Genomic DNA, 25,794 nt, shown 5'->3' on the forward strand with positions numbered 1-25,794 from the left:
TTTCGGGTGATTCGATTACAGAATTTAGAAAACAAAAAAGGTAGCTTTGGCTGCCTTTTTTGATGAACTTTTTTATCGAGGTGTACTCCGATTAACGTACCAAGCCTTGTGGTTGCAAAATAATAATTAATGCGCCCAGTATGACCACCATACCGCCAAGCAGATCCCAACGTGACAGCGTCACTTGATCAATGAAGCGCAACCACATCAGGGCAGAAAAAATATAAATACCACCATATGCTGCATAGATCCTTCCCGAAGCAGCCGGATGTAAGGTTAATAGCCAGACAAAGATCGCTAAAGCCAGAGCTGTCGGAATCCACAACCAATGGCTTTTTCCCTGATTTAAAATTAGATAAGGAAAATAACAGCCTAAAATTTCCATCAATGCTGTGACCAAAAACAGGAAAAATGTCGTGAACAACTTGGTAATTTGAATATCCATAATTTATCTTTTGAACTAGATGAATGAGTTTAATGCTTTAAAATATGAATGCATGAAAAAACCCGTGCAAGCACGGGTTTAATCTTTTTCGTCAATTAGGCCGGTTCAGCTGTCTGGTCTTCAAAAACTTCAAGTTTTAAGCCGACTGCCTTACCATTTTCTTTCTTAACAGACACCGCAACATTACCACCATTTTCAGCCAGCTCACCAAACAGGATCATTTCAGCCAACGGTTTTTTCAGGTGTTCCTGAATCAGACGCTGCATTGGACGTGCACCCATCAAACGGTCATAGCCATGTTCAGCCATCCATTCACGTGCGCTCTGATCCACTTCGAGCATGACTTTTTTATCATCCAGTTGTGCCTGGAGTTCTGTCAGGAATTTATCTACAACATTTTCAATAATGCTGCTTGGTAATGCCTTGAACTGGATCACGCCATCAAGACGGTTACGGAATTCCGGCGAGAAGGCTTTCTTCATCGCTTCCTGATTATCGTTACTATTGTCTTGTTCCATGAAACCGATGCTGGCACGAGAAATACTCTCAGCACCAATATTGGTGGTCAGTACCAAGACCACGTTGCGGAAGTCAGATTTACGCCCGTTATTATCGGTCAATGAACCATGGTCCATGATCTGCAATAACAGGTTAAATACATCTGGATGTGCTTTTTCGATTTCATCAAGAAGTAATACACAGTGCGGATTTTTGTGAATCGCATCGGTGAGCAAGCCACCCTGATCAAAACCGACATAGCCGGGAGGTGCGCCGATCAGACGGGACACTGCATGGCGTTCCATGTATTCCGACATATCAAAACGAACCAGTTCCACACCCATCTGTTTCGCGAGCTGCTTGGTCACTTCGGTTTTACCAACACCTGTAGGACCCGCAAAGACAAAACTACCTACAGGCTTATCTGGAGACTTCAAACCGGCACGTGACAACTTAATTGCAGATGCCAAGGCCTCAATAGCTTCATCCTGTCCAAACACCACACGTTTCAGATCTCGCTCAAGATTTTCCAGCACACTCTTGTCATCTTTAGAGACCGTTTTTGGTGGAATACGCGCAATTTTAGAAACGATGTCTTCAATATTTTCTACCGTAATTAAACTGTCATCTTGCTCCGCTTTAAGACGGCGCTGTGCACCGGCTTCATCAATCACATCAATCGCTTTATCTGGCAGGAAGCGGTCGTTAATAAATTTTGCAGATAGCTCTACTGCAGATACCAGCGCTTGATCGTCATACTCCACATGATGGAAATCTTCAAATTTCGATTTCAGACCACGTAGGATATCAATGGTTTCTGAAATAGAGGGTTCATTCACATCAATTTTCTGGAAACGGCGTGATAAAGCATGATCTTTCTCAAAGACCTGGCGATATTCCTGGAAAGTGGTTGAGCCAATGCAACGTAAAGAACCATTTGCCAGCGCCGGTTTGATCAGATTCGATGCGTCCATGGTGCTGCCCATGCTCGAACCTGCACCAATAATCATGTGAATTTCATCAATAAACAGCACTGCTTCTGGTTTCTTTTTCAACGCATTTAAAAGCTGTTTCAAGCGTTTTTCAAAATCACCACGGTATTTGGTTCCTGCTACCAAAGCACCAATATCCAGGCTGAAGATTTCAGCATTTTCCAAGGGTTTTGGCGCTTTACCATTAACAATCAACCAGGCCAGACCTTCAGCAATCGAGGTTTTACCAACTCCCGGATCACCAACAAGCAGCGGGTTGTTTTTACGACGGCGGCAAAGGATTTGCGCGGCACGCTCGATTTCTTTTTCACGACCAATCAGTGGATCGGTCTTGCCTTTTTGGGCTTCCACATTCAGGTTAGTCGTATAAAGCTCAAGTGGGCCTGAACTCGCTGAAGATGTGGATTCGCCATCTAGGTCCTCAATCTCTTCTTCAGATTGCACGTCTTCTTTACGCGTACCATGCGACAGGTACTGGGTTAGCGTCAATCGGTTAATCTGATGGCGTTTCAGCAGATAGACCGCAAATGAATCACGCTCAGAATACATGGCTACCAGAATATCGGCACCCTCTACAGTACGATCACCGCCGCTTGATTGCACGTGAAAAATCGCGCGTTGCAAGATCCGGTCAAAACTTTCTGTCGGGTGTGGTGCCTGGTCACTATTTTCACCAAGTTTAGGGGTATGTTGTTCTACGTACTCTTCTAATTCCTTACGCAGCACGATAATATCCGCGCCACATGCTTTCAGTGCATTTACGGCGGAATCATTGTCGAGCAAGGCCAACAATAAATGTTCTACGGTCAGGAACTCATGTCTCTTTTGACGAGCCATGCTGACAGCCAAACGTAGTGATACTTCTAATTGACGACTGAGCATGTAACCCCCTTAATCTTTAGGCTCTATTTGGCAAAGTAACGGATGACCTTGTGATCGAGCATAATTATTGACTTGGTTCGCTTTGGTCTCCGCAATGTCTCGAGGATAGACCCCAGCTACACCCTTTCCTTCATAATGTACAGTTAGCATTACTTGTGTAGCTTGGTCAAGATTCATTGCAAAGTATTGTTGTAAAATTTCAATTACAAACTCCATCGGGGTGTAGTCATCATTTAATAAAACGACAGCATACAATGGAGGGCGTTTCAATTCTGGCGGCGCAGTCTGTACAGCCAAGTCAGAATCACCTTCTTCAGAGGGTTCATTTGCTAAACGTGGGCTGATATGCCAATCAACAATTCCAGACTCATTAAAAGAGTTTTTAATATCACTTAAACACATTTGACGTTTATTGCTTGGCATAAGATTTATATTTCACACTTAATTTGCATTTGCTTCGGTTTTCGGAATTTCTGACAAGGAGGCAGCCTGATTTTCAACTGCTTTGCCCTGTTCCCAACTAAAACGACGAATTACAGGTTTGGCACCAGTAAGACGCACTTCAATAAATTCAGGCTTAAAGCCTTTAGGCATGGTCCAGCGGCCTGTGAGTCGCTCATAATTTTCAAAATTGAAGTTTTTATCCTCTAATGGCACGACCAGAATTTCAGTGCCTTTAATCAGGCGCAATTCTACGCTACCTGAAGCACGGCTTTTACTTGGACTCACCTGTACCAGATCAATCTGATATTCAAAGGCATTTTCGGGTAAAGGTTTGATTGACAGATTTTGAACTGCCAATGCCAAACCACCACGCTGACGCAAAACCTCGCGATAAATGGTTCCCACGCTTTCAGCCTGAGTCTGTTCATCACGTGCCTTGGTCATGGCCAGATACAGATCATTAGCATTACTGACTGCCAGATCACGTTCCTGAACCGCAGTATTCAGGTTTTTGTTCAATGTTTCCAGACTGGCTTTCTGTTTTTGCACCACTTCAACCAGTTGTTCCGCATCTGCGTCAAAACCAACCGCAGTCAAACCTTGCCGATGCCCGACGGTATAGCCCAGTAAACCACTCCCAAGAATCAGAACAGCAGCACCGGTTACTAGGGGTGTGTTGCCTTTCATCCATGATTTCTTTGTATCGGGTTCCTGAGCGATCGTCATGTTTGACTCATTATTCGGCATTTTGATCTCTGTTTGCTTTATACAAGACACACATTTAAATGCAAATCTAAATGTGTGTGAAGTTCTAATACGTTTTTTATGGTAATAAACCAATATTATTTAAGCCAGCATCTTCGGCAAAACCGAACATCAGGTTCATGTTCTGCACGGCCTGGCCTGCTGCACCTTTGACCAGATTGTCTTGTGCAACCAGAATGACCAGTTTAGCGGGTTGCGGCTTATACAGGGCAATACGCAACTGATTCGCTCCACGCACTGAACGAGTTTCAGGAGAACTGCCTGCTGGCATTACATCGACAAACTGTTCGTTGGCATAGAATGTTTCATACAGTGATTGAAGATCAGCTTGTTGACCTGCTTCAGTTAAATCGATATAGATGGTCGACAACATACCACGGATCATTGGCACCAAATGCGGTACAAATAAAATATGATCAAACACATCTTTCTGACCTGAAATATTTTCCAGCGCTTCGACAATTTCAGGATGATGGCGATGACCCGCTACACCATAGGCTTTAAAGTTATCGGCATTTTCAGAATAAATCATGCCCAGACTAGCTTTACGACCTGCACCTGATACACCAGATTTGGCATCAATAATAATGCTTTCAGGTTTCACCAATGCTTTAGTCGCTTTTAAGACTGGCGCCAGACCCAACTGAACTGTGGTTGGATAACACCCTGGATTTCCGATGACACTGGCCTTTTTAATTTCTTCACGATTTAGCTCAGATAAACCGTATACAGAATCTTTTAACAGTTCTGGACATGCATGTTGCATGCCATACCATTTTTCAAACTGTCCAAGATTTTGTAAACGGAAATCTGCTGCCAAGTCAATCACTTTGGTATTTGCAGCAACCAGCTCTTCGGCATGTTTCATGGCGACACCATGCGGAGTTGCAAAGAAAACCACATCGCATGATTTTAATAGCTCAAGACTGAGATCAGAAAATTGCAGATCAGTATGTCCACGCAAACTTGGAAACATGTCATCTACACGACGGCCTGCTTCAGTACGTGATGTCAGTGCTGTTACATTTACATCTGGATGTCGCAGTAAAAGACGCAAAAGTTCAACGCCTGTATAACCTGTACCACCCACAATACCCACTGAAATCACGATGATTACCTCAAATAAATGTTGCCTTTTATAAGGCTAGTATGACAGGAAGTTATGCTTTTCTAAACCATTTTGCTGGGGTTTGCTGGTTTTTTATAGGCTTTCAAAAGGTCCATATAAAATTTGCATTAAAATTAGTATTTATTAGTGGTTAGTCTGCTTTTGCTGTTGACCAGCTGCAATAGCATAGATAAATCGTAAATAAAAATGCCGGCAATGCCAACAATACGATAGCGTCTAATCGAATAATAAATGGAATTAAGCCTATAATCGCTAGTAAAGTCCCCAGTGCTGAAATCCATTGAGAGATAGGCAGATGCTTCACCCATAAAATACTCATATAAAAAAGTACACCCCAGGCTACCATCCCCGCCAACATGAATAACCTGTATGGCCATGGATACACAATGGGCAGACTTGGATTAAAAATACTCATGAAAAAAAGTACATAAAAGAAAAGTGCGGGAATTGATAGCATAAAAATTAAAATACTTGTCAGTAAGCGGTTCATATTAGAATCTGATATTGTTTTTGTTATCCTTGCAGTTTAACCTAAAATTTAAAAGGCTAACAATAAACTGCACTAAAATGCTTAGGCTATTTTAATTAAAAAATAAAACCGCATGTGCGGTTTTATTTGACTTGATACATTAGACAACAAAAAAACCATGGGTTGCATCTTTCTTTAATTGATCGACCAAACCGTATTCCCAATCTAAATATGCCTGCATCGCTTCCAAAGCGTTGTCAGTTCCTTCATACGGCCGCTTATAACGGTCAATTTGTGGGGATAAGGCTCGAATATCATCAGAAATTAATTCAAATCCTGCTTGTTGCCAGCCCGTGTTGCCGCCATCGAGTACCAATATTTTTTGTTCTTGAGCTAAATACGGTGCAATTTCCTCAGCAGCATATTGCGCCAAAATTGCCGCGCCACAGGTCAGCACAATCACTTTTTTGGATTGAAATTCGGGCTCCTGAATCTTTTGAATCGCGTCAGCTTTTAATAACCATTGTGCACCGGGTAAATGGCCTTGCTTATAGTTTGCAAAGGTGGAGACATCCCAAATAGCAATATCCTCTTTCGCGAAGTGATTTAAGTCTTTAGCCGAAATAGTCTGGGCTAAATGCACATTTGGCAGTTTCGATTTCCAAACGCCCTGTTCTGTGAGGACCTGATTAAAATCGGTCTCTAGTACATACACCTCCCAGTTCATCTGCCCCAACCAAGATGCCGTCATATATGCTCTCACCAAAAGGTGATCAATTAAGACAATTCGTGCACCCCGTACTGCAGCAGTATGATCGGTTTCCTGTACCAGTTGACCACCCGCAACCCATCGTGATTCAGGTAAATGTCCCTGTATATATTCCTCTTCATCACGTACATCAAAAATATACGTCGTACGCGTCGTCTCTGTTTTAAATTCCTGTAGTTGTTCTAGGGTAATGGTTTTGACATGGGCTTTTTCTGCCAGTTCTTTAGCACTAAAAACCTGTTGCTCTGATATTGGAGCAATTTGATCTTTATACGAGCGTTGCTGACCGTGCTCTAAGTTCTGGCCTGCTAACGTCCAGCCAATAGTCCCATTCCGCAATGCATAAACAGGATGTGGGATTTTGGCATTGATTAAAGACTGGGTGCCAATAATACTCCGGGTTCGTCCAGCGCAATTTACAAGAATCGTGGTATTTTCATTTTTGACCAAGGCTGGTGCACGTAAAACCAGTTCAGCACCCGGTACGCTTCTCCCGGTTGGGATACTCATAGTCTGATATTCATCGAAACGACGTGCATCTAGGATAATAATATTATCATTCGCATCGATTTTAGCCTGTACATCTTCTGCACTTAGAGACGGCGTATGTTTAAAGTGCTCTACCCATTCACCAAATGCTTTACTCGCAGAGTTCACATCAATAAATAACTCACCACCCTCCTGCTGCCAGGCTCTGACTCCGCCTACCAGGACATAAACCTGGGTGTAACCATACTGTGCTAATTTTTCTGCTGCGCGTTCAACCCGACCATCATTATCATCATAAAGAACGACTGTCGTTTCTAAGCGTGGAACACGATTTAAGATTTCTACTTCTAAACGTGATAGGGAAATATTGCTGGCAAACAAAGGATGTGCTTGAGCATAAATGTGCTCCTCACGTAAATCGACAATAGCGATTTCTTTACCCGCCAGTAAAATTTCTCGGATTTGAACAGCATTTAATGCTGGAATATTTGACATAAATGACTCAGATTTGCTTAGGCTATTTTATTAAATATTAGAAGTCTCAATATGAATTGAGACTTCTAAAAGTTTATTTCGCTTTAAAAATGTCGGATGCTTTTGCATCGATGGTGTGTGGAATTAGCTTTTCATTAAAGAATGCATCAGAAATCTGTTGCTGTTCCGCCATATCTTCTGCAATAACGTTTTGCACGTTATAGCTACGATTAGCATTGGCTTGAAGTACAACGTCTGTAGGCAAGTGACCCCATAATGGCGCCAAAATTTTTGCTGCATCCTCAGGGTTTGCCTTCACCCAAGCTGCTTTTTCTTCAAGTGTTTGAATGATGGTATTGAGAATCGCCGGATTTTCCTGTGCAAATTTCTGAGCAGTCAAGTAGTAACGAATATAATTAGCATGACCTTCACCTGATGCCAAAACTTTTGCATTCTGAAGTACTGTACCACTTGAAACATACGGCTCCCATGTCACCCATGCATCTACACCGCCATGTTCAAATGCTGCACGGCCATCTGCCGGACTTAACCACGCTGGCGTAATGTCTTTAAAACTTAAACCTGCTTGGTTTAAGGCTGCGATGAGCAAATAATGGCTACCAGCAGCTTTAGTTACCGCAATTTTCTTGCCTTTTAAATCTGCAATAGTTTGAATTTTTGAGTTTTTCGGAATTAAAATTGCTTGTGCATTTGGAGATGCAGTTTCTTTTGCATAATAAGTGAGTTTTGCTTGAGCCGCCTGTGCGAATACAGGAACCGTATCTGCCACATCTGCAGTCACATCTACACTTCCTACATTAAGCGCTTCTAACAGCGGTTGACCACTGGTAAATTCGTGCCAGCTGACTTTGACATTTTTTTCAGCCAGTTTTTTCTCAAGTTCACCAGACTCTTTAAGTAAAGTCATTAAAGTAGATGAACGTTGATAGCCGATACGTACATTCTCGGCTTTATAAACCGCATCCTCTGCTTCTGGTGAAGATTGTGCATTATCAGGCTTGCTACAAGCGCTTAAAAGTACGCTAAAAATTAAAGAGAAAACACATAAAAATCTAGAATAAACCATCGCGGTTTCCCCATCCAATAACCGCAGTGAAAAAACCAATGCGATCTGTTTAAATTGAAGGCATTCTAGAAAAGTGATATATGATTTAAAAATAATCTATTCTCATAAGGGATGCAGAAATTGTTCAAACATCCATCATATTTTTATCTCAAATAAATATCGAAAAATTAGAATTAGATTAGATTTGATGCCACCAATACGGTAAAGGTGTAGTTTTTAACAATTGACGATGAATTTTAAATTCTGGATCATGCTTCGCCACTTCTGTCCAGAAGCGTGGGCTATGATCAAAATGTTTAGTATGCGCCAGTTCATGTATAGCGACATAACGCATGATATTTTCAGGAAACAATACCAGCGCGCTATTCAACATAATGTCATATCTGGCAGAGCAGCTACCCCATCGGGTTTTGGGCTGCCGAATGTTGCAATTACTGAATGGCAAATCACATTGCTGCGAGACAAGCTTTAAATATGAAGGAAGCTGTTCTTTTGCATAGGCAATCACAAAAGCCTTTAAATATTCTTCAGGATGTCGGTCACTGATCCAAAGCTGTAAATTTTTATGATCAAAAATGAAGTTGTTCTTCTGGCTTTGATAAGAAATTTGTACAGGTTCTTTTAGATTGAATAACCGCAGCTCACTCGGTAGCGTCCGGTCAATATTTTCGATTTTTTCTTGCTGGGATTGCCAGGTTTTAATCAGCCAGCTTTCAGATTGCTCAATAAAATGCCGTATTTGTTTTTTGCTGCAAAAAACTGGAGCGGTAAGGCGGATCTGGCTCGCATCGACACGCAAACGCAGCCGGGTTGAACGGACATTTCGGGTGATTTGAATTTCGGGTAAGTCGGATAAGGTCATTTTTTATATTTAATCATTTTTTTAATCCTCCCCAACCCTCCTTTGTTAAAGGAGGGAGAAAAGCCTTTATTAAAATATGTAATAAAGAGCCTTTCTTGAGTAAAAGTTAAAGCAGAACTTTAACTTTTACTCAGAGTTTGGGTAGATTTATTTACGACAAACTCACTTCTGTCATTTTCTACCACCTCTTTTACATTTTCTCCTAGGAAGGAGAAAACTTAAGGCATGAAAGAAGTTCATCAAATCTTAAACCGCTGTACGCTCTTCAATTCCGTTATCAGTCGCGACAATTGCGATATCTGCTTTGTTGATCGCAAAGATACCGTTACACACTACCCCAGGAATATCATTGATGGTTTTTTCAAGCTCAAGTGCATTCAGGATATTCAGGTTATAAACATCTAAAATCACGTTACCGTTGTCAGTTACCACACCTTCACGGTACGCAGGATCTCCACCTAAAGCGACCAGTTTACGCGCTACTGCAGAACGTGCCATCGGAATCACTTCTACCGGAAGCGGGAATTCACGGCCTAATTGCCCTACCCATTTTGAATCATCTACGATACACACGAATTTTTTCGCGATAGAGGCAACAATTTTTTCGCGAGTCAGTGCTGCGCCACCACCTTTGATCATATGCATATGACGGTCAATTTCGTCCGCACCATCGACATAGGCATCTAGACCACCCACGCTGTTCATATCAACAACTTCAATGCCGAGCTTTTTCAGGCGCTGTGCTGTCGCTTCCGAACTGGCTACCGCAGCTTCCAATTGCAGCTCAGGTAAAAGCTCAATTAAAAAGTTCACAGTGCTACCTGTACCTACGCCTAAAATACCCCCTTTTGGCAAGTGTTTTAAAGCTGCTTTGGCTGCAGCTTGCTTCTTCTCATCTTGGGTTGCATATAGACTCATGGCTTCACTCAACTATTTTGGACTTTTGCAGTATTTTCGAACCGCAAAGCTGTCTGGTTTGTTACAATAAGCCCCTATTTTAAACTGTTAGATGGAAAATTAACATGCTGTCTCGTTTGGTTCGACAAATTTTACAAGCAACGGTCTATGATGTTGCAATCGAAACCCCACTCGAAGCAGCGCCACGAATTAGCGAACGACTCAATAATAACATCCGCTTTAAACGTGAAGATTTACAACCGGTTTTTTCATTCAAACTACGCGGTGCTTACAACCGTATTAGTCAATTACCGAAGTCGCAAATGGAACGTGGCGTTATCACTGCTTCAGCAGGCAACCATGCACAAGGCGTGGCACTTTCAGGGAAAAAGCTAGGCATACGCGCGATTATTGTGATGCCTAAAACCACACCTGATATCAAAGTACAGGCAGTTAAACGTCTCGGTGGCGAAGTAGTTTTACATGGCGATTCATTTGATGTTGCCAATAAATATGCGATTCAACGTGCCCAAGAAGATGGCATGACCTTTATTCCGCCCTATGACGATGAACTGGTGATTGCAGGCCAAGGTACGATTGCCAATGAAATTCTGCGTCAATGGCGTGATGTGGACTACGTGTTTGTTGCAGTTGGCGGTGGCGGCCTGATCGCAGGTGTCGCAGCTTACTTAGGTGATGTCGCACCACACGTCAAAGTTATTCCCGTGGAATATGATGAGTCTGCCTGTTTAAAAGCTGCATTTGAAGCCAATGAGCGCGTAATTCTTCCATCTGTTGGATTATTTGCTGATGGGACAGCGGTAGCCCAAATTGGTGAAAAACCATTTGATGTAATCCGTCTGCAAAAATCGGACAATTCTGGCCCAATCGTGGAACCCGAGGTGGTGCTGGTGAATACTGATGAAATCTGTGCTGCCATTAAAGATACCTATGACGAGTGCCGTAGTATCGTAGAGCCATCAGGTGCAATGGCACTGGCCGGCATCAAAAAATACGTGAATGAACATAGCATCGAAGGGAAAAACATGGTGTCGATTGTCTGCGGCGCCAACATGAACTTCGACCGTTTACGTTATATCGCGGAACGTACCGAACTGGGCGAGCGTAAAGAAGCAATCTTTGCCGTGACCATTCCAGAACAGAAAGGTTCATTCCTAAGTTTCTGCCGTGCCTTGCAAGGCCGTAATATTACTGAATTTAACTACCGTGCCAGCGATGCTTCTGCTGCGCAGGTATTTGTCGGCATCAGTCTGAAAAATGGCGAGAAAGAACGTCAGGAAATTTATGAAGCCTTAAAGTTCCAGTATGACGTTGACGATCTGTCTGATGATGAAGTCGCGAAACTGCATATCCGTTATCTGATTGGTGGTCATGCCGATATTGAAAATGAACGTCTGTTCCGTGTGGAATTCCCGGAACGTCCAGGCGCATTATTGACTTTCCTTGAACGTCTTGGCCCAACCCATAACATTACCCTGTTCCACTACCGTAACCACGGTGCTGCTGAAGGACGTGTTCTGGTGGGTCTTGAAGCAACTGATGCACAACAGAATCCGGACGGCTTGATAGAAACTCTCGAAACCATTACCTATCCTTATCAGGAAATTACCAATAACTTGGGTTATCAACGTTTCCTGAAATAAATTCAGATTCTGATATCCAAACAATAAAAACCGCCTTTTGAGGCGGTTTTTTTAGGATAATATTCTATGCAGATTTAAAAGTGCATCATCAATGAAAACACCAATTATCCATTAATTTTCAATCTTGTTATAATGATAAATAACTAGAAAAACAGAATCTTAAGATATGAATATTACTTTTATTATTATTTTGCTCACTACTTTATTTGTCTATTTATACGGCTATCCAGCATACAAATTAAATCAAGAAGAAGATCGTGTTCGAACAAGTATGAAAAATATTCCCAGTAATGCGACCGCAAATAATCTCAGCAACATCGCAGGTATAGAGGCACATTCAGAAATACTCAACCAGTATCCCAAATTCGTTGTTTATATTTTTCTAGATCATTATAAAGAAGTGAAATTAGATCCTGAAATTTCAGCTTTTGTGAAAAGCTTTTCTTGTGCCTCAATCGACGATCTAAAAAATTATCCTCAACACAAACGCCAAGCCACACTCAATATCATGAAAGATGATCGTCATGAATTCGAATACATCATCCAAAACAGTTATGGAACCTTATATACACATCGTCAGGTTATGTCTGACTGTCCAAATTTTCAATCTGTACTTCATATGAAAGAAGCGTAAATACTTCAAAGATTTGTACTATTTTTACCTAAAGACTATAGCTGAAGAATCGCCTTCTTATTACCATAGCGAATATAACGCATGACATAAAGATAACGAAGGACAATCCATGGCATTATTTGCAGTCATCGGGCTTGGCAGTTTCGGTGCCACAGTGGCCACACAGCTGATCAGCCTGAATCATGAAGTGATCGGGATCGATCTGAATAAAAAATATGTAGAAAACATTTCTGATCAGCTAACCCATGCCGTGATTGCCGATGCAACCGATGAACATGTACTTGACGAGCTAAATATTCAGCGCTGTGATGCTGCTGTGGTGGCAATTGGAGAGGATATTGAAGCCAGTATCCTGTGTGTATTGCATTTAAAAAATATGGGCGTCAAGAAAATATGGGCGAAAGCGAAATCAAAATCCCATCACATGATTCTGACCCATCTCAATGTTGAAAAAATCATTCACCCTGAAGAAGATATGGGAGTTCGGGTGGCCCAGTCATTAAGCTATCCGATGGTCAGTCGCTATATGGCTCTTGAGGATGATCACTATATTGTCAAAATTGAAATTCATACTGAACAGCATGGTATGCCATTGAATCAATTGATGAAGCATGGGCCTGAAATTACTACTTTATTACATAAGCGCGGGTCTACCCTGCAATATCACGTAGATGCCAATCAGGTTCTTCAGAAAGGCGATATTCTTGTGGTTGAAGGATTATTAGAGCCTTTGCGCCACCTTTCTAAATACTTTAGACATCTATGAAAAGTTCTAACTTAAAGGAACACCGGACGATTAATCTCAGCCCTCCAAGCTTACTGGCTTTAGGATTTCTCGGATTGATTCTGATCGGTTCGCTGCTATTAATGCTGCCCATTGCACATCAGGGAGAAATCAGCTGGCTGGAAGCTATTTTTACCGCAACTTCAGCAGTCACCATCACCGGACTATCGGTAGTGAATGTCGGTGAAGCCTATACGGTATTTGGGCAGATCGTCATTATGTTTTTGTTGCAATGCGGTGGTTTGGGTTTTATGACTTTCGCCATTCTAGCAGTAATGAGTCTGGCTCCAAAAATGGGATTGAAGCAGCAAGTCATGGCTCAGGAATCTATCGGGCAAACGAGTCTGAAAAAAGTCAGTTTTACCATTAAAGCCGTGTTTTTATATTCACTGTTTTTTGAAGCAATCGGTACGCTGATTCTGACTTTGGCGTGGCTCAAAGAATATCAGTTCAGCGATGCATTATTTTATGCAGCCTTTTATAGCGTTTCAGCTTTTAATAATGGTGGATTTTCACTCTTCCCCAACAGCTTGATGAGTTTTTCCGGCCAGTATTTAATTACTTTTACTATCAGCATGTTGTATATCATTGGGGGTATTGGCTTTTTGGTGTTGATGGATGTTAAAAAAAACAAGCGCTGGCGCAAGTTAAGTACTAACAGCAAGCTGATCCTCTCTACTATTCTGGGTCTTAACTTAAGTGCGTTTATCGTACTCTGGCTATTAGAGGCCTCTAATCCGCAAACTTTAGGCCTGATGAGTTTAGGCGATCAGGCCGTAAATGCCTGGTTCCATGCTACGGTTCCCCGCTCTTCGGGTTTTAATAGCTTGCCAATGGAACAAATGAGCGATGCATCCAGTCTCGTTACCATGCTGCTCATGTTTATCGGGGGCGGCTCCTTAAGTACTGCAGGCGGCATCAAGGTCGGAACGTTTATTATTGTGGTAATAAGTGTCATCAGTTTTTTAAGACGCGAAGATGAAATCCGGGTGTTTAATCACTCTATTCCGGAGAAAACCACATTTAAAGCCTTGGCGGTGGTGTGCATTACTGCTGCACTCATCATAATGGGCTTTATGAGTCTATTAATTCTGGAACCTGATCTTGATTTTCTGGACCTGCTGTTTGAGGCTGTTTCGGCGGCATGTACCGTCGGCTTGTCTCGAGGTGTGACTGAAGAATTACAACCAGCCAGTTTAATCATTCTGATGTTATTGATGTTTGCAGGTCGACTAGGGCCACTGACACTTGCTTATTTCATTGCAACTCCGAAAAAGAGCCGCATAAAACATCCTCCTTCAGAAATCCAGATTGGCTAAAATTAGCTATAAAAAAAACCATGCCGCAGCATGGTTTTTTTTAATCTCAAGATGATTAAACCTGGAATCTTAGAACCAGTTCATCAGGGAAATTCCTAGTCCCACATAAGTGGCACGGTGATTATAATCAATCAGACTTTCGCCATAGCCGTCAAAAAGCTGGAATTGACCTCGCAAACGTCCACTAATCGGGAATGACCAGTCAAACTGTACTGCACCACGGTTATCATCTCCACCTTTTAAAGTATGACGCAGCATTAATGAAAAATCATGCTCGTTATATCGATAAAATGCAGTCATGTCTCCGCGTCCGATATAGTTTTTGATCTCGGGATTGTTATCGTCTTCACGTTTCTCTTCAAAGCGATACCAAGGACGAACCATCAGGGCAAAATTGTCTTTTTCAAAACCAAAATTCAGCATCACCCGGTTCCAACTGCGCGATAGCGGATCAGAGCGGCCATTGGACTGATGGTTGAAAGTCAGGCCTAACATGCGCCAGTTCAGACCTAACAGGTCATAATTGGTACGCAAAACAAAACTGGCTTCTGGTTCATAATTGGTTTCACGAAATGGACGTGATTCTTCCGAGTTATACACCTGCCAACGCGAAGACTGGGTATAACCGAGCCAGAGATCACCATTATTTCCCAAGATATTTTCAACTGCCTTGGTCTTTAAAGACAATTGAAACTTCGCTTCAGTTGAAGTGAGATTTTGTTTCTCTGTCTCTGTATTGTTCGGGTTTTCACTTTGAGGGAATTCATTTTTTTTCGATGTCCAGAAACCTGGCATCAAATACACCGGTTGATAGGAACGAATGTTCCAGGTACCAAGTTTACTTTCCGGAGAGAGTTCCCAGCGACTATCCAGCAAAGACAGATTCGGCGTCAGCTTTGATCCTTCAGAGACATAAATATTGGAGACAGTTTTCCCAATTTTTTCTTTCAAATTATCGGGTTCAGGTGCAAGTTCTACCGCAGCACGACGCTCAGAAACGATTTCAGGCTTATCGGTTACCGGAATTTTAAATAAAGCATCATAGCAAGCCAGACGCTCTGCACTACTTTCTAGTGCGGCACAGGCTTCGGCCGTTGCCGGCATGGGGCTGTTAACTACTGTTTCTTCCGCATTCACTTGCGTCCCAACAGTACAGCCAAGCAAAACGCTCAGCTGTAGAGTTGAGCGCTTAATTGAATTAAGCGCCATTCCTTATCCTCATTTTTTTATTTATAGAACTTGTTGAATCACAAAACCAAGCTGCTCAAGCATTTCACGCTTTGCTACCGGTGCGACCACAGCCTTGGTTGCCTGCTGCTCGACCAGATAGGTCTGTGCAACACGCTTCAAGTCATCCAGCGTGACATGCAACAAACGTTCCCGAAGCTTTTTACGGAACGCTGGTGTGCGTTGATGCAGATAGGCATAACATGCAGTAATGGCTTCGCCTGCCGGTGAACCCGGTTTATCCATGCTGGCAATCAGACCCAGAATGGCTTCTTCCAACTGGTGTGGCTGTTGTGGTGCATTGAGTAACCACTGGATACTGGCATCAAAATCCTGGAAAGTTTCTGCTAGACGTGGGTCACGATAGCTATAGAAACGGAACGAACAGGCATTGCCGTCATAGCTCGCACCACCACCATAGGCACCACCTTTTTCACGAATGGCGCTGTGCAGGAAACCATTACGTAAATAACCCGCCAGTACCATCAATGCAGCAGCATCAGGGTGTGAGACTTCAACTGCCGGATAAGCAGCCGCACAGAACTGGACATTGGCTTGAATCAACCAAGCTTCGTGCTGATCATGGGTCAGTTTTTCGACTTGAGTCAGTGCAACCGGTGCTGGATCAACCGCAAGTTTGTCCCAGACATTCTGGATTTCTTCGATTAGATGCTCAGATTGTGGTTCTTCACACACTAGCAGGAATTGCTTTGGTGCTTGCAACAAGACCCGATGAATCCGTTTTAATTCATCAATCAGCAGATCATATTCAGCCGGATCTTTTTCGATCTTAGACACCAGTTCGATCAGCCAGTTCAATGCACCCAGACCGGTATTATGATAATCACGCAAAGCCAATGCACTATGCTGACGTGAAGCGGTCTGCATCGCATAACTATGTCCAGAACCGGAAATACGTGACTGCCAGCGCGTTTTACGCTGTTGTAGCAGCTCGATAATACGGTCTTTTTCATCAAAACGGAGCTGTTCAAAACCAATCTTCAACAGACGGATCGCATCGAGATGATTCACCAAAGATTTAGTGGTCAGGGTTAGCCAAGCAGTAATCTTGTTTTTGTCATCCACTTTCGAACGCAAAGACGCGCCCATGCCCAGACCACCGCTTACCGCTGTTTGCAGTTGCTGGAACTCAAGATAATCATACTCACCCGCACCGACTTCACCCATCAGGATTGAAAGCAGATTAAAGTAAGGCGACTGCACCACTTCATCCGGAATATTAACCAGAACCTGTTGATAATAAATACCATTAGTTCCGGCATGATACAGGTTCAATGGCGTATCGACGTGGTTACAGATAATCTCGCGTAACTGACCTTGCACAATCTGTAATTCCGCAGGCACATCTTCCAGACCGACTTTCGGCAATAAGTTCAAGTCATCTGGTGTATCCTGACGCACATTTAATGCCTCAGTCTGTGCAATAATTTCAGCTTTTTGCTCTTCAGTCAGATTCTTGCCAATTTCAGCCAGACGTGCTTTTTCATCCGCTGCTTCTTTGGCAGATTTGGTCGCATCCGGAACCAGTGTCAATTGGACACGATGTGGGTTATCCAGCAGATGCTCTTTGATCAAATTGGATAACCACATTGGATCTTGCAGTTCTTCTTTGACTGCAGCAATGGCAGAGTCCACATCCCAAACTTCGACCGGATCACGATGATGAATCGCGCTGCCCAGACCGCTCAGAATCAGGCTTAAACCATACGGCGTACCATCACCATTGATTTCACGCTGATGCAATTCGATTTGATGCAGAATCGCATCGACCATGTTCTGATCAACCGGTTTAGACGCTACCTCTTCTAGAACCTTGAATACACCATTTTTAAATTCTTCTGCATGTTCAGGATTTGAACCTTGCACCGCACAGTAGAAAGTCATTTCAAAGTTAGAATCATCCACGCCCATAAATGGACCTGTTGCATCTGCATAACCACAAGTTTCCAGATAATGACGTAGTGGTGATGCAGAATCTTCGAGTAGAATTCCTTCGACTAAACGCATACCTAAACGCAGTTTAATATCACTGGCTTCCGGCAATAACCAAGACAGCACATGATAGGTCTTGTCCTGTAGGTCTTCGGCATCAACCGCATAGCTGTCGGTAACCGTCAATGGTGCAGTCAGGCGGGTTTCAGGTGTTGGATAGAGCGTCTGACCTTTTTCAAATTTAGACAATGCCAGATTTTCAAACTGCTCTTGCAGTTCGAATGCGGTTTTATTGCCAAAAGTCATGAATACTGCATTACTAGGATGGTAATGTGACTTATAGAAATCAACTAACTCCTGGTAAGTTAGATCAGGAATATCTTTAGGATCACCGCCCGAATTATAGTGATAAGTCGTGTTTGGGAATAAATGATGCGCAAGCGTGTGATAAAGCTGATCTGAAGGCGAACTCATCGCACCTTTCATTTCATTAAAGACCACGCCTTTATAGACAGGCTCGCCATTTTCCAGCTCAATACGAATACCTTCCTGAGCAAAATCCAGTGGATTCAGGTTGGCAGCGAATGCGGCATCCATATACACTTCGAGCAGATTCTGGAAGTCCTTGCTGTTTTGGGTCGCAAATGGATATGCAGTCCAATCCGCCGCAGTAAAGGCATTCATAAAGGTGTTCAGTGAACGGCGAATCATCAGAAAGAATGGATCGCGCACCGGGAATTTTTCTGAACCGCATAACGCGGTATGTTCCAGAATATGCGCTTCGCCTTTAGAGTCCATCGGCTGGGTACGAAATGCGACCAGAAAGACATTTTCATCGTGATTGGTCGCCAGGTGATAATGTGTGGCGCCAGTCACTTTATGTTTATATTCAGACACGAAAATGTCTAAAGCTTCAACATGTTGTTGACGTACCAACTGAAACGCAGGATGTGCAGTTTGAGAAATGGTTTCAGTGACATCTACAGTCATGCGATCTCCTAATGCTTTAATTAAAATAACTAAGAGCATTATATCTTTAGTTATCTGAATTATTCACGTTGAAAACCGAGGATTTTGATCGAATTAAGTAAACTTGATCATTTGAAAATTGAATCATCAAATTTACCATTCAGATTCAGCTTAGGTACAATAAGCTTAGGCGATCAGATATTTAAAATAGTTATAGCTTGGATTATTTTCAACAAATACATAGTTCTGTTTTTGATAAAAACTGGCAGCCAGCCGGGTATCGGTTTGCAAGCATAAAGCGGAATAGTGCGGACGTGCCAGTTGTTCCAGATAAGCCAGAAGCTGCTTACCCACCCCATGTAGCCGATATTTTGGATGTACATAGAAGCGTCGCACACGACCAATACGTTCCTCAATCCCATTATCACCCCATTGCTGGTTGAGACCACCACAGGCAATCAGTTTTTTACCGTCATGTGCGATCAGTAAATGCTCATTGGCTTGAGCAAAGCAGTTCTTCCCAGTGCGATATTCTTCAATTAACTTATCCATCACATCTAGGCCTTCTTTGCGCGCCAGCATTGCGAGCGCTTCGATTTGGTCAGGAAGTTGTTCGACTTTTACAATTTTAATATCCATATACGCACGCTATTTAAAATGATTGTGAAAATGAGGTTCGCAGAACGACTTAAAAGTATCATACCAAGCCCTATTTATCCTTATAAATAAAAGTTGACACTTAAATCAATACTGATGAGTGCCGGCGCCTAAAAATAAGTCAAAACTTAGACCAAAGATAGCTCCTGAATAAAATACAGTATTTTTGAGAAATATTTGAAAATGATTCAGCAAACTACAGCATTTCCAAGCAATCGTGTAAACTTGATACTTTCATTTTTAATGTGATATTTGAACATGGCAAATGTTGATCTTTTTGCAATTGGTAATGCGCTGATTGACCAAGAATTTAAAGTTTCTGATGATTTCTTAAATGCACATCACTTGCAAAAAGGCACCATGCAACTTGCAGATGGTGAAACTCAGGCCACTCTTTATCAAAATCTTCAAGCGACTCAGGTGTATAAAGGACAGGCTTCTGGTGGTTCAGCAGCCAATACTACGGTAGCATTTTCAGCACTGGGTGGTTCTGCATTTTATGGTTGCCGTGTCGGTAATGACGAACTCGGGCAAATCTATCTGAAAGGTTTAAATGATGCTGGCATTGAGACTACAACCCAATCGATTAGTGAAGGTGTAACAGGTACCTGTATGGTGCTGGTCAGCCCTGATTCTGAACGCACCATGCATACCTATTTGGGTATTACGGCTGAACTGAGCAATACACAAATCGATTTCAGTCGACTGAATACAGCAAAATGGCTTTATCTTGAAGGCTATTTGTCGACTTCGGATACCGCACGGCAAGCTGTGAAACAGGCACGTGAAATTGCCCGTACTAACGGTGTTAAAATTGCGTTAACTTTATCTGATCCAGCAATGGTGCAATATGCCCGTGCAGGCCTTGATGAAATGATTGGCGATGGTGTTGACCTGCTACTGTGTAACCAGCAAGAAGCCTTGATGTACACCGAAACCGACAGTCTTGAGGCTGCTTTACTTAAACTGAAAAGCTTAAGTCAGCACGTTGTCATTACATTGTCAGCCGAAGGTGCACTTATTTCAGATCATGAGAACACCTTTAAAGTACCAGGCCGTAAAGTGACTGCAGTCGATGCAAATGGGGCTGGTGATGCTTTTGCCGGTGCTTTCCTGTACGGATTAAACGCCAATTTAGGTCTGCAAGCGTCTGCAGAACTGGCAATTCTTATTTCCAGTCAGATAGTTTCACAATTTGGTCCACGCCTGGCAGTTGAAGACTATGCAACCTTATTAAAAGACTTTCGAAAGGAATGTGCTTAATGTTTAAAATTTGCATGACGGAAGACATTCCAGAGCGTGAAGCACGCTCTTTTGAGCTTCCAGATGGTGATACAATTTTCATCACCCAACGTGATGGTGCATTTTATGCCTATCAGAATTTGTGCCCACATTTGCAGGTTGAACTGGAATTTCTGGAAAACCAGTTTCTGGATCGCGATCAGGAATTTATTGAATGTTCAACGCACGGTGCACTATTTCTGGTGGAAAGCGGTGAATGTATTTCTGGCCCTTGCCAAGGTCAATCACTTGAAAAAGTAGAGATTACCGTGCATTCTGATGGTGGAATTTACCTCTCAGAATAAGACTAAAACGGACAACACCATGCCTGCATTTTTTCTAGACTATAATCTGATGCCTTTCCATCTCAGCTTATTGGCGATTATTCTGTTTGGCGTGGTGAAAACCGTTTGTTTCTATTTTGGGCTGAGACCCAGTAAAATTCTGCAAAAAATTTCACCCTATGATTTTCAGCATGTTGATCTGTTAAATGTGAAATTTTCAAAAACATTGATTGTATTTTTTTTCCTGATGAATTTCAGCTTTGCCGGCTATGTCTTGCAATTTCTGATTTATTCTCAGGAATTCAAGTTTCTCCCCGCTTATTACCTGATTATTCCCGCTTTGATCATTGCGACCTTTTTCACGATTTTTATGATTCACTGTCTGGATCAAGTCATTCCACCCAAATATAAAAAGAACAATGTCAATTTGCTTGGCCGGCTGGCAACGATTTCAAGTGGCAATGCCCGCCCCGGTTTTTCTGCTCAAGCACGGGTACGGGATGAATATGGGCAACTCCATTATGTACAGGTAGAACCGGAATTTGGTGAGCTTGGTTTTCAATCGGAGATTATCCTTATTCGCATAAGAAAATCTCATTATATAGCCAAGAAAATCTGCAAGTCTAACCAGCTGTTTAGCCTAAATCTGGATTAAATATCAGGTCATTTCTCATATTCAAAATCCTGACGGCTATCAGGATTTTAGTTTACAGATTTATTTTTTGAGAAGCCCCGAAACCATACTTAGTACATTTTGTATATCGCTGTTGGCTTCCTGCTTACTGGTCTGCTCACCTTGTGGGGTAAGAGAGTCAATAATCTGCGGCAATACCTGTGAAATAGCACCATATACATCTTGCTTAGGGGTATGAGTTTGCTGCGCTACCTCTTCAACTTCCTGCTCATCGAACAGGTTTTGTACCTGCTGCGGATCAACATGAGCATTTTCACCGGGACCTGTCGATACCCAATCGTCTACCTGACGAGTAAGGCCTTGGCCTTTTAGCTTGTCCAAGGCACCCTGCAAGCCACCCTGTTTTTGTATCCAGGCCAACACCAGAGGCAACACGGCGATCAACAAAGTTTTGCCGGTAGAACTCCCCCTGAAACCTGAGCGAGGTTGAGAAGTGCTTTGACTACTGGCACCACCTAGCTGACTGAGGACCGAACCTAAGATTGCACTCAGGCCATTTTGGCGTGTTTGCTGACCGGTTTGATTCTGTTGATTTTGGGTTTGTTGATTTTGCTGAGGATTGGATTGGTTTAAATGCCCTAATACTGAGCCTAGAATATCTGCCAAACCGCCCTGTTGTGAAGTTTTCTGCTGCGATTGTCCACCACCTAATGCCTGCTTTGCTAATATTTCCACAATATTACTTAGGTTTGTCATGTCCTATATCCTATGTGCATTTTAACTACAGGATACGGCCTGCCTTCACATTGTCTAGGCCAGATTGTGTTAATATTTGCAATCTTGATAAAGCAGATTTTCGGCTTACCAGCGAAATTTATCCCAGTTTTCCGGGTTAGCCCAAAACTTGGAATTAAACCAGTCTGGCACATGCTTATAGGTTAAAATATTAAATTGCCACAGCGCAAAATCTGCCTCATGTGCGGTCTTGTCGATCAACTGGGTAAATCCCAGAGCTCTCAATAATTTTTCGTTGTGCAAACGACTGACTACCACCAGACGTTTGGCAAACAAATCACGCAATTTCACCAAAATTTGGCTCATCATCTGTTCAGACAAAAATTCAGTTTCTGTGGTATCCAGCCTCACCACAGCCACGTCATAACGTTGTTGAAAAGGCAGATTTAAAAAGTCAGATACGCTAAAATGGTACCATTGAATAGCTGGCTGAAACTGGACTTGGCTCAAGTCCTGCCCAATACAAATAGCAGTATGAATTGGCTGTTCCCGTGCGAAATCGTCTAGCATCGAAGTAATGACATTCTGCTCAGCCATAACTGCATCCTTATGATTTAAGTGAGTAATTTTTATGGAACTTCAGGGCATTTGTCATAAAATGCACGTCGGCCTCAAGGACCTTAGTGTAACTGAACAACAGTTACAGCGGGCAAATGTTGAATATAAATTAATTCTGGATCGTGCAGAAATTGATCTCCCGTTTAATTTAGGCGAGGAAATCGAGATTGAATGGACAGGGAATATTTACTGTGTGTCTTGTGGTAAAAAAACCTCCAAATCATTCTCACAAGGTCACTGTTTTAAATGTTTTAAAACCAATGCTTCATGTGATATGTGCATCATGAAGCCAGAAACCTGTCATTATCATTTAGGCACTTGCCGCGAAGATGAATTTGCACAGAATGTCTGCTTTCAGCCACATATTGTTTATTTGGCCAATTCTAGCGCATTAAAGGTCGGTATAACCCGTACCAGCCAAATGCCGACCCGCTGGCTTGATCAAGGTGCCACCCAGGCCCTGCCGATTATGAAAGTGGGCTCACGTCGTCTTTCTGGAAAGCTTGAGGTCATGTTTGGTACGCAGGTAGCTGATAAAACTGACTGGCGCAAGCTACTCAAAGGTGAGGCAGAACCACTCAACCTGATTGAAGTACGTGAACAGTTACTAGAAGAATTTGCACCAAAAATTCAGACGATCCGTGAAGAATTTAATCAGAATTTGCAGTTTAATGAAAATATTGAAGTGCTTGAAGATGAACTGCCACGTGAGTTTATTTATCCTGTAGATGAATATCCGGAAAAGATTAAATCGCATAATCTGGATAAAACTCCCGTGATTCGCGGCAAATTACAGGGAATTAAAGGCCAATATTTGATTTTAGATACTGGCGTGATCAATATCCGCAAATATACCGGTTATGAGCTGATTATCCGAACTTAAACCCTCATTGCCAAAAGCATAAAAAACCAGCCTGCGGGCTGGTTTTTTGGTTAAGATCATCTTATTTGATTTTTGCCTGCGATTTCAGATAACGCGTATAGTCATCAAATTCCTGCTGACCACGAAGTTGCTGATATAACTTCACCAACTCACTACGTTGCTCTGCACTCAATACATCTACCGGGTTCTTCTTCACTTCTGATACTGCAACTACAACCAGCTCATTTGGCATTTTCGTTGTCGTTACTGACCAGTAACCTGCTTTTGGTGTCGGAAGACTAAATGCTGCGCGCTGTACATCGCGTTTTAGCAAACCTTCAGCACGTGTGTAAACACCAGCATCTTCAAAGATCAAATCACCTTTTGCAACAGCTGCAGCCGGTTTGGTTTTAAACTCATCCAGAGCTTTCTGAATTTTTGCTTTTGCCAATGCAGCTGCTTTGTCTTCAATCAATAGCGTTTTAACCAGCGGTTTGGCTTCTGCCAGTGTCTGTTCACCGGCTGCATGATAATCACGTACCTTGATCCAGGCTACATCACCATTGGCCAGCTGGATACTGGATGAAGCATTACGATCACCATTTTTAACATCCTCATTGAACAGTTTGACTTTGAGGCTGGCATCGCTCAGCACTGGATCTCGGGTCGAAAGTTTTACCCCTTGGGCTTTCTGAACCTGTACACCTTTGACCTCTTGAGTAACGACATCCAGAGAATCACTTCCTACCACCATATCATTCAGTGTATTGACCATATCGGAGAATGCATTGGATTTTTTAGCAGCCAAAACTTCTTTAGATAAACGCGCTTTTTGTGACTCAAAAGAAGGAACCGCAACATCTGGAGTTTGTACAGAAATAATATGATATCCATAATCTGTTTTCACCGGCGCAGACACCTGACCCGATTTTAAAGAACCAACTGCCTGATCAAATGCGGTACCGAATACGCCTTCTTCATAGACAGCAATTGCGCCACCTTTCGACTTGGAATCAGGGTCTTCAGAATACTGTGCGGCAGCCTGGGCAAAACTTGTTCCAGCTTTAATTTTTGCTGCAATTTCAGTTGCCAGTTTTTTTGCTTCTGCATCACTACGACTGTCCGCCGTAATTAGAATATGCTTCACCTCTGGTTTAACTGCCTGTTTTTGTTTAGCAACAAAAGCTGTATAGGCTTCCTGAAGTTCAGCATCTGTCACCGCTAAACTCTGTGCCTGAATATCGCTTGGCTTTAATACCACATAGTCCACATCTACACTGGTCGGCTGCTTAAACAGGGTTGTATGTTTTTCATAATAGGCAGCAATTTCTGCATCAGTTACTTTGACATCTTTTTTATAACGATCCAGATTAATGCTCGAAATATAAATATGGCGTTGTTCAGTTTGCAAATCAGCAATCTGCTGCATTTCGACCGGACTCACCAGCGGATAATCCAGAAAAGTCGATGACAGCATCTTCAGTGCATGATCTGTACGTAAACTTTCGATCAAAGCACGATTGGTCATGCCAATTGATTTCAGATAGTTTTCATATAAAGCATTGGAGAACTTGCCATCTTGCTGGAAAGTAGGCTGTTGGGCGATCATCTGTTCAATCTGCTGGTCACTGAGACTGATTCCCAATTTTTCAGCCTGTTGCAACAATAAAGTACGGGCGACCAGCGTATCCATGGCTTTTTGGTCGATGAAGCTTTGATTCAGTAAAGTTTCATCCCCATTGGCATAACTGAGATATTGTTCTTTAAATGATTTCGTCAGTGTCTCTAATTCTTTTTGAGATATTTCAGTTCCGTTTACTGATTTTGCTGCATCAGAACTTCCGCCGCTAAAATATCCTTCAATACCTACAAGTGCTAACGGGGTCAAAAATAGAACGAGCAAGACTTTGCCCAACCAGCCCTTAATAACTTTACGAAAAGCTTCCATAAGTATTCCAATATTTTATTTGC

24 protein-coding genes are annotated in these 25,794 nt (G+C 42.4%); 8 read left to right on the forward strand and 16 right to left on the reverse strand.

The features are described from left to right. Nucleotides 1–91: 91 nt before the first annotated feature. From VXQ11_RS03200 to rpiA, 10 genes are all read right to left on the reverse strand, one after another. Nucleotides 92–445, reverse strand: coding sequence for a YnfA family protein (locus VXQ11_RS03200; RefSeq protein WP_064102073.1), 354 nt, complete (start codon nucleotides 443–445; stop codon nucleotides 92–94). 95 nt (nucleotides 446–540) lie between these two features. After that, nucleotides 541–2,817, reverse strand: coding sequence for an ATP-dependent Clp protease ATP-binding subunit ClpA (gene clpA, locus VXQ11_RS03205; RefSeq protein WP_064096102.1), 2,277 nt, complete (start codon nucleotides 2,815–2,817; stop codon nucleotides 541–543). Nucleotides 2,818–2,826: 9 nt separating this feature from the next. Beyond that, nucleotides 2,827–3,240 carry an ATP-dependent Clp protease adapter ClpS gene (gene clpS / locus VXQ11_RS03210; protein WP_064102072.1) on the reverse strand — a complete coding sequence of 138 codons (414 nt, stop codon included), beginning with the start codon at nucleotides 3,238–3,240 and terminating at the stop codon, nucleotides 2,827–2,829. A gap of 18 nt (nucleotides 3,241–3,258) precedes the next feature. Next, the gene (locus VXQ11_RS03215; RefSeq protein WP_416680042.1) at nucleotides 3,259–4,008 is read right to left on the reverse strand and encodes a DUF6776 family protein; all 750 of its coding nucleotides are present in this window, start codon (nucleotides 4,006–4,008) and stop codon (nucleotides 3,259–3,261) included. A gap of 76 nt (nucleotides 4,009–4,084) precedes the next feature. Continuing rightward, nucleotides 4,085–5,140, reverse strand: coding sequence for an N-acetyl-gamma-glutamyl-phosphate reductase (argC, locus tag VXQ11_RS03220; RefSeq protein WP_416680308.1), 1,056 nt, complete (start codon nucleotides 5,138–5,140; stop codon nucleotides 4,085–4,087). 145 nt (nucleotides 5,141–5,285) lie between these two features. Then, nucleotides 5,286–5,645, reverse strand: a complete 360-nt coding sequence (locus tag VXQ11_RS03225; RefSeq protein ID WP_416705409.1) for a hypothetical protein — start codon at nucleotides 5,643–5,645, stop codon at nucleotides 5,286–5,288. Nucleotides 5,646–5,784: 139 nt separating this feature from the next. Further along, a complete protein-coding gene (locus VXQ11_RS03230; protein ID WP_416705410.1) occupies nucleotides 5,785–7,377 on the reverse strand; it encodes a rhodanese-like domain-containing protein in 1,593 nt (530 codons plus the stop codon). Nucleotides 7,378–7,450: 73 nt separating this feature from the next. Further along, nucleotides 7,451–8,443 carry an aliphatic sulfonate ABC transporter substrate-binding protein gene (locus VXQ11_RS03235; RefSeq protein ID WP_416705411.1) on the reverse strand — a complete coding sequence of 331 codons (993 nt, stop codon included), beginning with the start codon at nucleotides 8,441–8,443 and terminating at the stop codon, nucleotides 7,451–7,453. A gap of 178 nt (nucleotides 8,444–8,621) precedes the next feature. Beyond that, nucleotides 8,622–9,305 carry a M48 family metallopeptidase gene (locus VXQ11_RS03240; RefSeq protein ID WP_416705412.1) on the reverse strand — a complete coding sequence of 228 codons (684 nt, stop codon included), beginning with the start codon at nucleotides 9,303–9,305 and terminating at the stop codon, nucleotides 8,622–8,624. Between the two features lie 246 nt (nucleotides 9,306–9,551). Continuing rightward, on the reverse strand, nucleotides 9,552–10,223 hold the full coding sequence (rpiA, locus tag VXQ11_RS03245) for a ribose-5-phosphate isomerase RpiA (RefSeq protein WP_064096095.1): 672 nt from the start codon (nucleotides 10,221–10,223) through the stop codon (nucleotides 9,552–9,554). Nucleotides 10,224–10,327: 104 nt separating this feature from the next. On the opposite strand from rpiA, the gene ilvA reads away from it, so the two are divergent. The 4 genes from ilvA to VXQ11_RS03265 all read left to right on the forward strand — a co-directional run bounded on the left by ilvA (nucleotide 10,328) and on the right by VXQ11_RS03265 (nucleotide 14,603). After that, nucleotides 10,328–11,866: a threonine ammonia-lyase, biosynthetic gene (gene ilvA, locus VXQ11_RS03250; RefSeq protein ID WP_416705413.1), complete on the forward strand. Its 1,539-nt coding sequence runs from the start codon at nucleotides 10,328–10,330 to the stop codon at nucleotides 11,864–11,866. Nucleotides 11,867–12,032: 166 nt separating this feature from the next. Then, nucleotides 12,033–12,500, forward strand: coding sequence for a hypothetical protein (locus VXQ11_RS03255; RefSeq protein ID WP_416705414.1), 468 nt, complete (start codon nucleotides 12,033–12,035; stop codon nucleotides 12,498–12,500). A gap of 109 nt (nucleotides 12,501–12,609) precedes the next feature. Further along, nucleotides 12,610–13,266, forward strand: a complete 657-nt coding sequence (locus VXQ11_RS03260) for a potassium channel family protein (RefSeq protein WP_064096092.1) — start codon at nucleotides 12,610–12,612, stop codon at nucleotides 13,264–13,266. Next, on the forward strand, nucleotides 13,263–14,603 hold the full coding sequence (locus VXQ11_RS03265) for a TrkH family potassium uptake protein (protein WP_064096091.1): 1,341 nt from the start codon (nucleotides 13,263–13,265) through the stop codon (nucleotides 14,601–14,603). Before VXQ11_RS03260 ends, VXQ11_RS03265 begins: the two co-directional genes overlap by 4 nt. 69 nt (nucleotides 14,604–14,672) lie before the next feature. Here VXQ11_RS03265 and VXQ11_RS03270 read toward each other — a convergent pair whose 3' ends face one another. The 3 genes from VXQ11_RS03270 to VXQ11_RS03280 form a co-directional block, all read right to left on the reverse strand. After that, nucleotides 14,673–15,812, reverse strand: coding sequence for a phospholipase A (locus VXQ11_RS03270; RefSeq protein ID WP_064096090.1), 1,140 nt, complete (start codon nucleotides 15,810–15,812; stop codon nucleotides 14,673–14,675). Between the two features lie 21 nt (nucleotides 15,813–15,833). After that, nucleotides 15,834–18,773, reverse strand: a complete 2,940-nt coding sequence (locus VXQ11_RS03275; RefSeq protein ID WP_416705415.1) for an insulinase family protein — start codon at nucleotides 18,771–18,773, stop codon at nucleotides 15,834–15,836. 165 nt (nucleotides 18,774–18,938) lie between these two features. Beyond that, nucleotides 18,939–19,391, reverse strand: coding sequence for a GNAT family N-acetyltransferase (locus VXQ11_RS03280; protein WP_416705416.1), 453 nt, complete (start codon nucleotides 19,389–19,391; stop codon nucleotides 18,939–18,941). A 276-nt stretch (nucleotides 19,392–19,667) separates the two neighbouring features. On the opposite strand from VXQ11_RS03280, the gene VXQ11_RS03285 reads away from it, so the two are divergent. Genes VXQ11_RS03285 through VXQ11_RS03295 form a run of 3 tightly spaced genes read left to right on the forward strand, consistent with a single transcriptional unit; the run spans nucleotide 19,668 to nucleotide 21,629 of the window. Then, nucleotides 19,668–20,672 carry an adenosine kinase gene (locus tag VXQ11_RS03285; protein WP_416705417.1) on the forward strand — a complete coding sequence of 335 codons (1,005 nt, stop codon included), beginning with the start codon at nucleotides 19,668–19,670 and terminating at the stop codon, nucleotides 20,670–20,672. Nucleotides 20,673–20,686: 14 nt separating this feature from the next. Then, the gene (locus VXQ11_RS03290; protein ID WP_171486361.1) at nucleotides 20,687–20,995 is read left to right on the forward strand and encodes a Rieske (2Fe-2S) protein; all 309 of its coding nucleotides are present in this window, start codon (nucleotides 20,687–20,689) and stop codon (nucleotides 20,993–20,995) included. Between the two features lie 19 nt (nucleotides 20,996–21,014). Then, nucleotides 21,015–21,629 carry an OB-fold-containig protein gene (locus VXQ11_RS03295; RefSeq protein ID WP_064096085.1) on the forward strand — a complete coding sequence of 205 codons (615 nt, stop codon included), beginning with the start codon at nucleotides 21,015–21,017 and terminating at the stop codon, nucleotides 21,627–21,629. A gap of 60 nt (nucleotides 21,630–21,689) precedes the next feature. Here the strand turns inward: VXQ11_RS03295 and VXQ11_RS03300 are convergent, their stop codons facing one another. Both VXQ11_RS03300 and VXQ11_RS03305 read right to left on the reverse strand, forming a co-directional pair. Beyond that, entirely contained in the window at nucleotides 21,690–22,364 is a 675-nt protein-coding gene (locus tag VXQ11_RS03300; RefSeq protein ID WP_416681097.1) for a YidB family protein, read from the reverse strand. Nucleotides 22,365–22,469: 105 nt separating this feature from the next. Then, nucleotides 22,470–22,940: a DUF6231 family protein gene (locus VXQ11_RS03305; RefSeq protein ID WP_191731174.1), complete on the reverse strand. Its 471-nt coding sequence runs from the start codon at nucleotides 22,938–22,940 to the stop codon at nucleotides 22,470–22,472. A gap of 34 nt (nucleotides 22,941–22,974) precedes the next feature. Here VXQ11_RS03305 and VXQ11_RS03310 point away from each other — a divergent pair, with 34 nt between their 5' ends. Continuing rightward, nucleotides 22,975–23,844, forward strand: a complete 870-nt coding sequence (locus VXQ11_RS03310) for a DUF2797 domain-containing protein (RefSeq protein WP_191731175.1) — start codon at nucleotides 22,975–22,977, stop codon at nucleotides 23,842–23,844. Nucleotides 23,845–23,905: 61 nt separating this feature from the next. On the opposite strand, the gene VXQ11_RS03315 is transcribed toward VXQ11_RS03310, so the two are convergent. Continuing rightward, nucleotides 23,906–25,771 carry a SurA N-terminal domain-containing protein gene (locus tag VXQ11_RS03315; protein ID WP_416705418.1) on the reverse strand — a complete coding sequence of 622 codons (1,866 nt, stop codon included), beginning with the start codon at nucleotides 25,769–25,771 and terminating at the stop codon, nucleotides 23,906–23,908. Between the last annotated feature and the right edge of the window lie 23 nt (nucleotides 25,772–25,794).

It is taken from the genome of Acinetobacter sp. 197, assembly GCF_048148385.1.
GTDB classification, from domain to species: domain Bacteria; phylum Pseudomonadota; class Gammaproteobacteria; order Pseudomonadales; family Moraxellaceae; genus Acinetobacter; species Acinetobacter pecorum.

Coding starts and splice junctions, on each gene's coding strand:
- ilvA (WP_416705413.1), top strand. CDS start 10,328: ATGCTGTCTCGTTTGGTTCGACAAATTTTACAAGCAACGGTCTATGAT.
- VXQ11_RS03300 (WP_416681097.1), bottom strand. CDS start 22,364: ATGACAAACCTAAGTAATATTGTGGAAATATTAGCAAAGCAGGCATTA.
- VXQ11_RS03265 (WP_064096091.1), top strand. CDS start 13,263: ATGAAAAGTTCTAACTTAAAGGAACACCGGACGATTAATCTCAGCCCT.
- VXQ11_RS03315 (WP_416705418.1), bottom strand. CDS start 25,771: ATGGAAGCTTTTCGTAAAGTTATTAAGGGCTGGTTGGGCAAAGTCTTG.
- clpS (WP_064102072.1), bottom strand. CDS start 3,240: ATGCCAAGCAATAAACGTCAAATGTGTTTAAGTGATATTAAAAACTCT.
- VXQ11_RS03255 (WP_416705414.1), top strand. CDS start 12,033: ATGAATATTACTTTTATTATTATTTTGCTCACTACTTTATTTGTCTAT.
- VXQ11_RS03230 (WP_416705410.1), bottom strand. CDS start 7,377: ATGTCAAATATTCCAGCATTAAATGCTGTTCAAATCCGAGAAATTTTA.
- VXQ11_RS03290 (WP_171486361.1), top strand. CDS start 20,687: ATGACGGAAGACATTCCAGAGCGTGAAGCACGCTCTTTTGAGCTTCCA.
- clpA (WP_064096102.1), bottom strand. CDS start 2,817: ATGCTCAGTCGTCAATTAGAAGTATCACTACGTTTGGCTGTCAGCATG.
- VXQ11_RS03235 (WP_416705411.1), bottom strand. CDS start 8,443: ATGGTTTATTCTAGATTTTTATGTGTTTTCTCTTTAATTTTTAGCGTA.
- VXQ11_RS03260 (WP_064096092.1), top strand. CDS start 12,610: ATGGCATTATTTGCAGTCATCGGGCTTGGCAGTTTCGGTGCCACAGTG.
- VXQ11_RS03225 (WP_416705409.1), bottom strand. CDS start 5,645: ATGAACCGCTTACTGACAAGTATTTTAATTTTTATGCTATCAATTCCC.
- VXQ11_RS03295 (WP_064096085.1), top strand. CDS start 21,015: ATGCCTGCATTTTTTCTAGACTATAATCTGATGCCTTTCCATCTCAGC.
- VXQ11_RS03275 (WP_416705415.1), bottom strand. CDS start 18,773: ATGACTGTAGATGTCACTGAAACCATTTCTCAAACTGCACATCCTGCG.
- VXQ11_RS03215 (WP_416680042.1), bottom strand. CDS start 4,008: ATGCCGAATAATGAGTCAAACATGACGATCGCTCAGGAACCCGATACA.
- VXQ11_RS03285 (WP_416705417.1), top strand. CDS start 19,668: ATGGCAAATGTTGATCTTTTTGCAATTGGTAATGCGCTGATTGACCAA.
- VXQ11_RS03280 (WP_416705416.1), bottom strand. CDS start 19,391: ATGGATATTAAAATTGTAAAAGTCGAACAACTTCCTGACCAAATCGAA.
- VXQ11_RS03270 (WP_064096090.1), bottom strand. CDS start 15,812: ATGGCGCTTAATTCAATTAAGCGCTCAACTCTACAGCTGAGCGTTTTG.
- rpiA (WP_064096095.1), bottom strand. CDS start 10,223: ATGAGTCTATATGCAACCCAAGATGAGAAGAAGCAAGCTGCAGCCAAA.
- VXQ11_RS03240 (WP_416705412.1), bottom strand. CDS start 9,305: ATGACCTTATCCGACTTACCCGAAATTCAAATCACCCGAAATGTCCGT.
- VXQ11_RS03305 (WP_191731174.1), bottom strand. CDS start 22,940: ATGGCTGAGCAGAATGTCATTACTTCGATGCTAGACGATTTCGCACGG.
- VXQ11_RS03200 (WP_064102073.1), bottom strand. CDS start 445: ATGGATATTCAAATTACCAAGTTGTTCACGACATTTTTCCTGTTTTTG.
- VXQ11_RS03310 (WP_191731175.1), top strand. CDS start 22,975: ATGGAACTTCAGGGCATTTGTCATAAAATGCACGTCGGCCTCAAGGAC.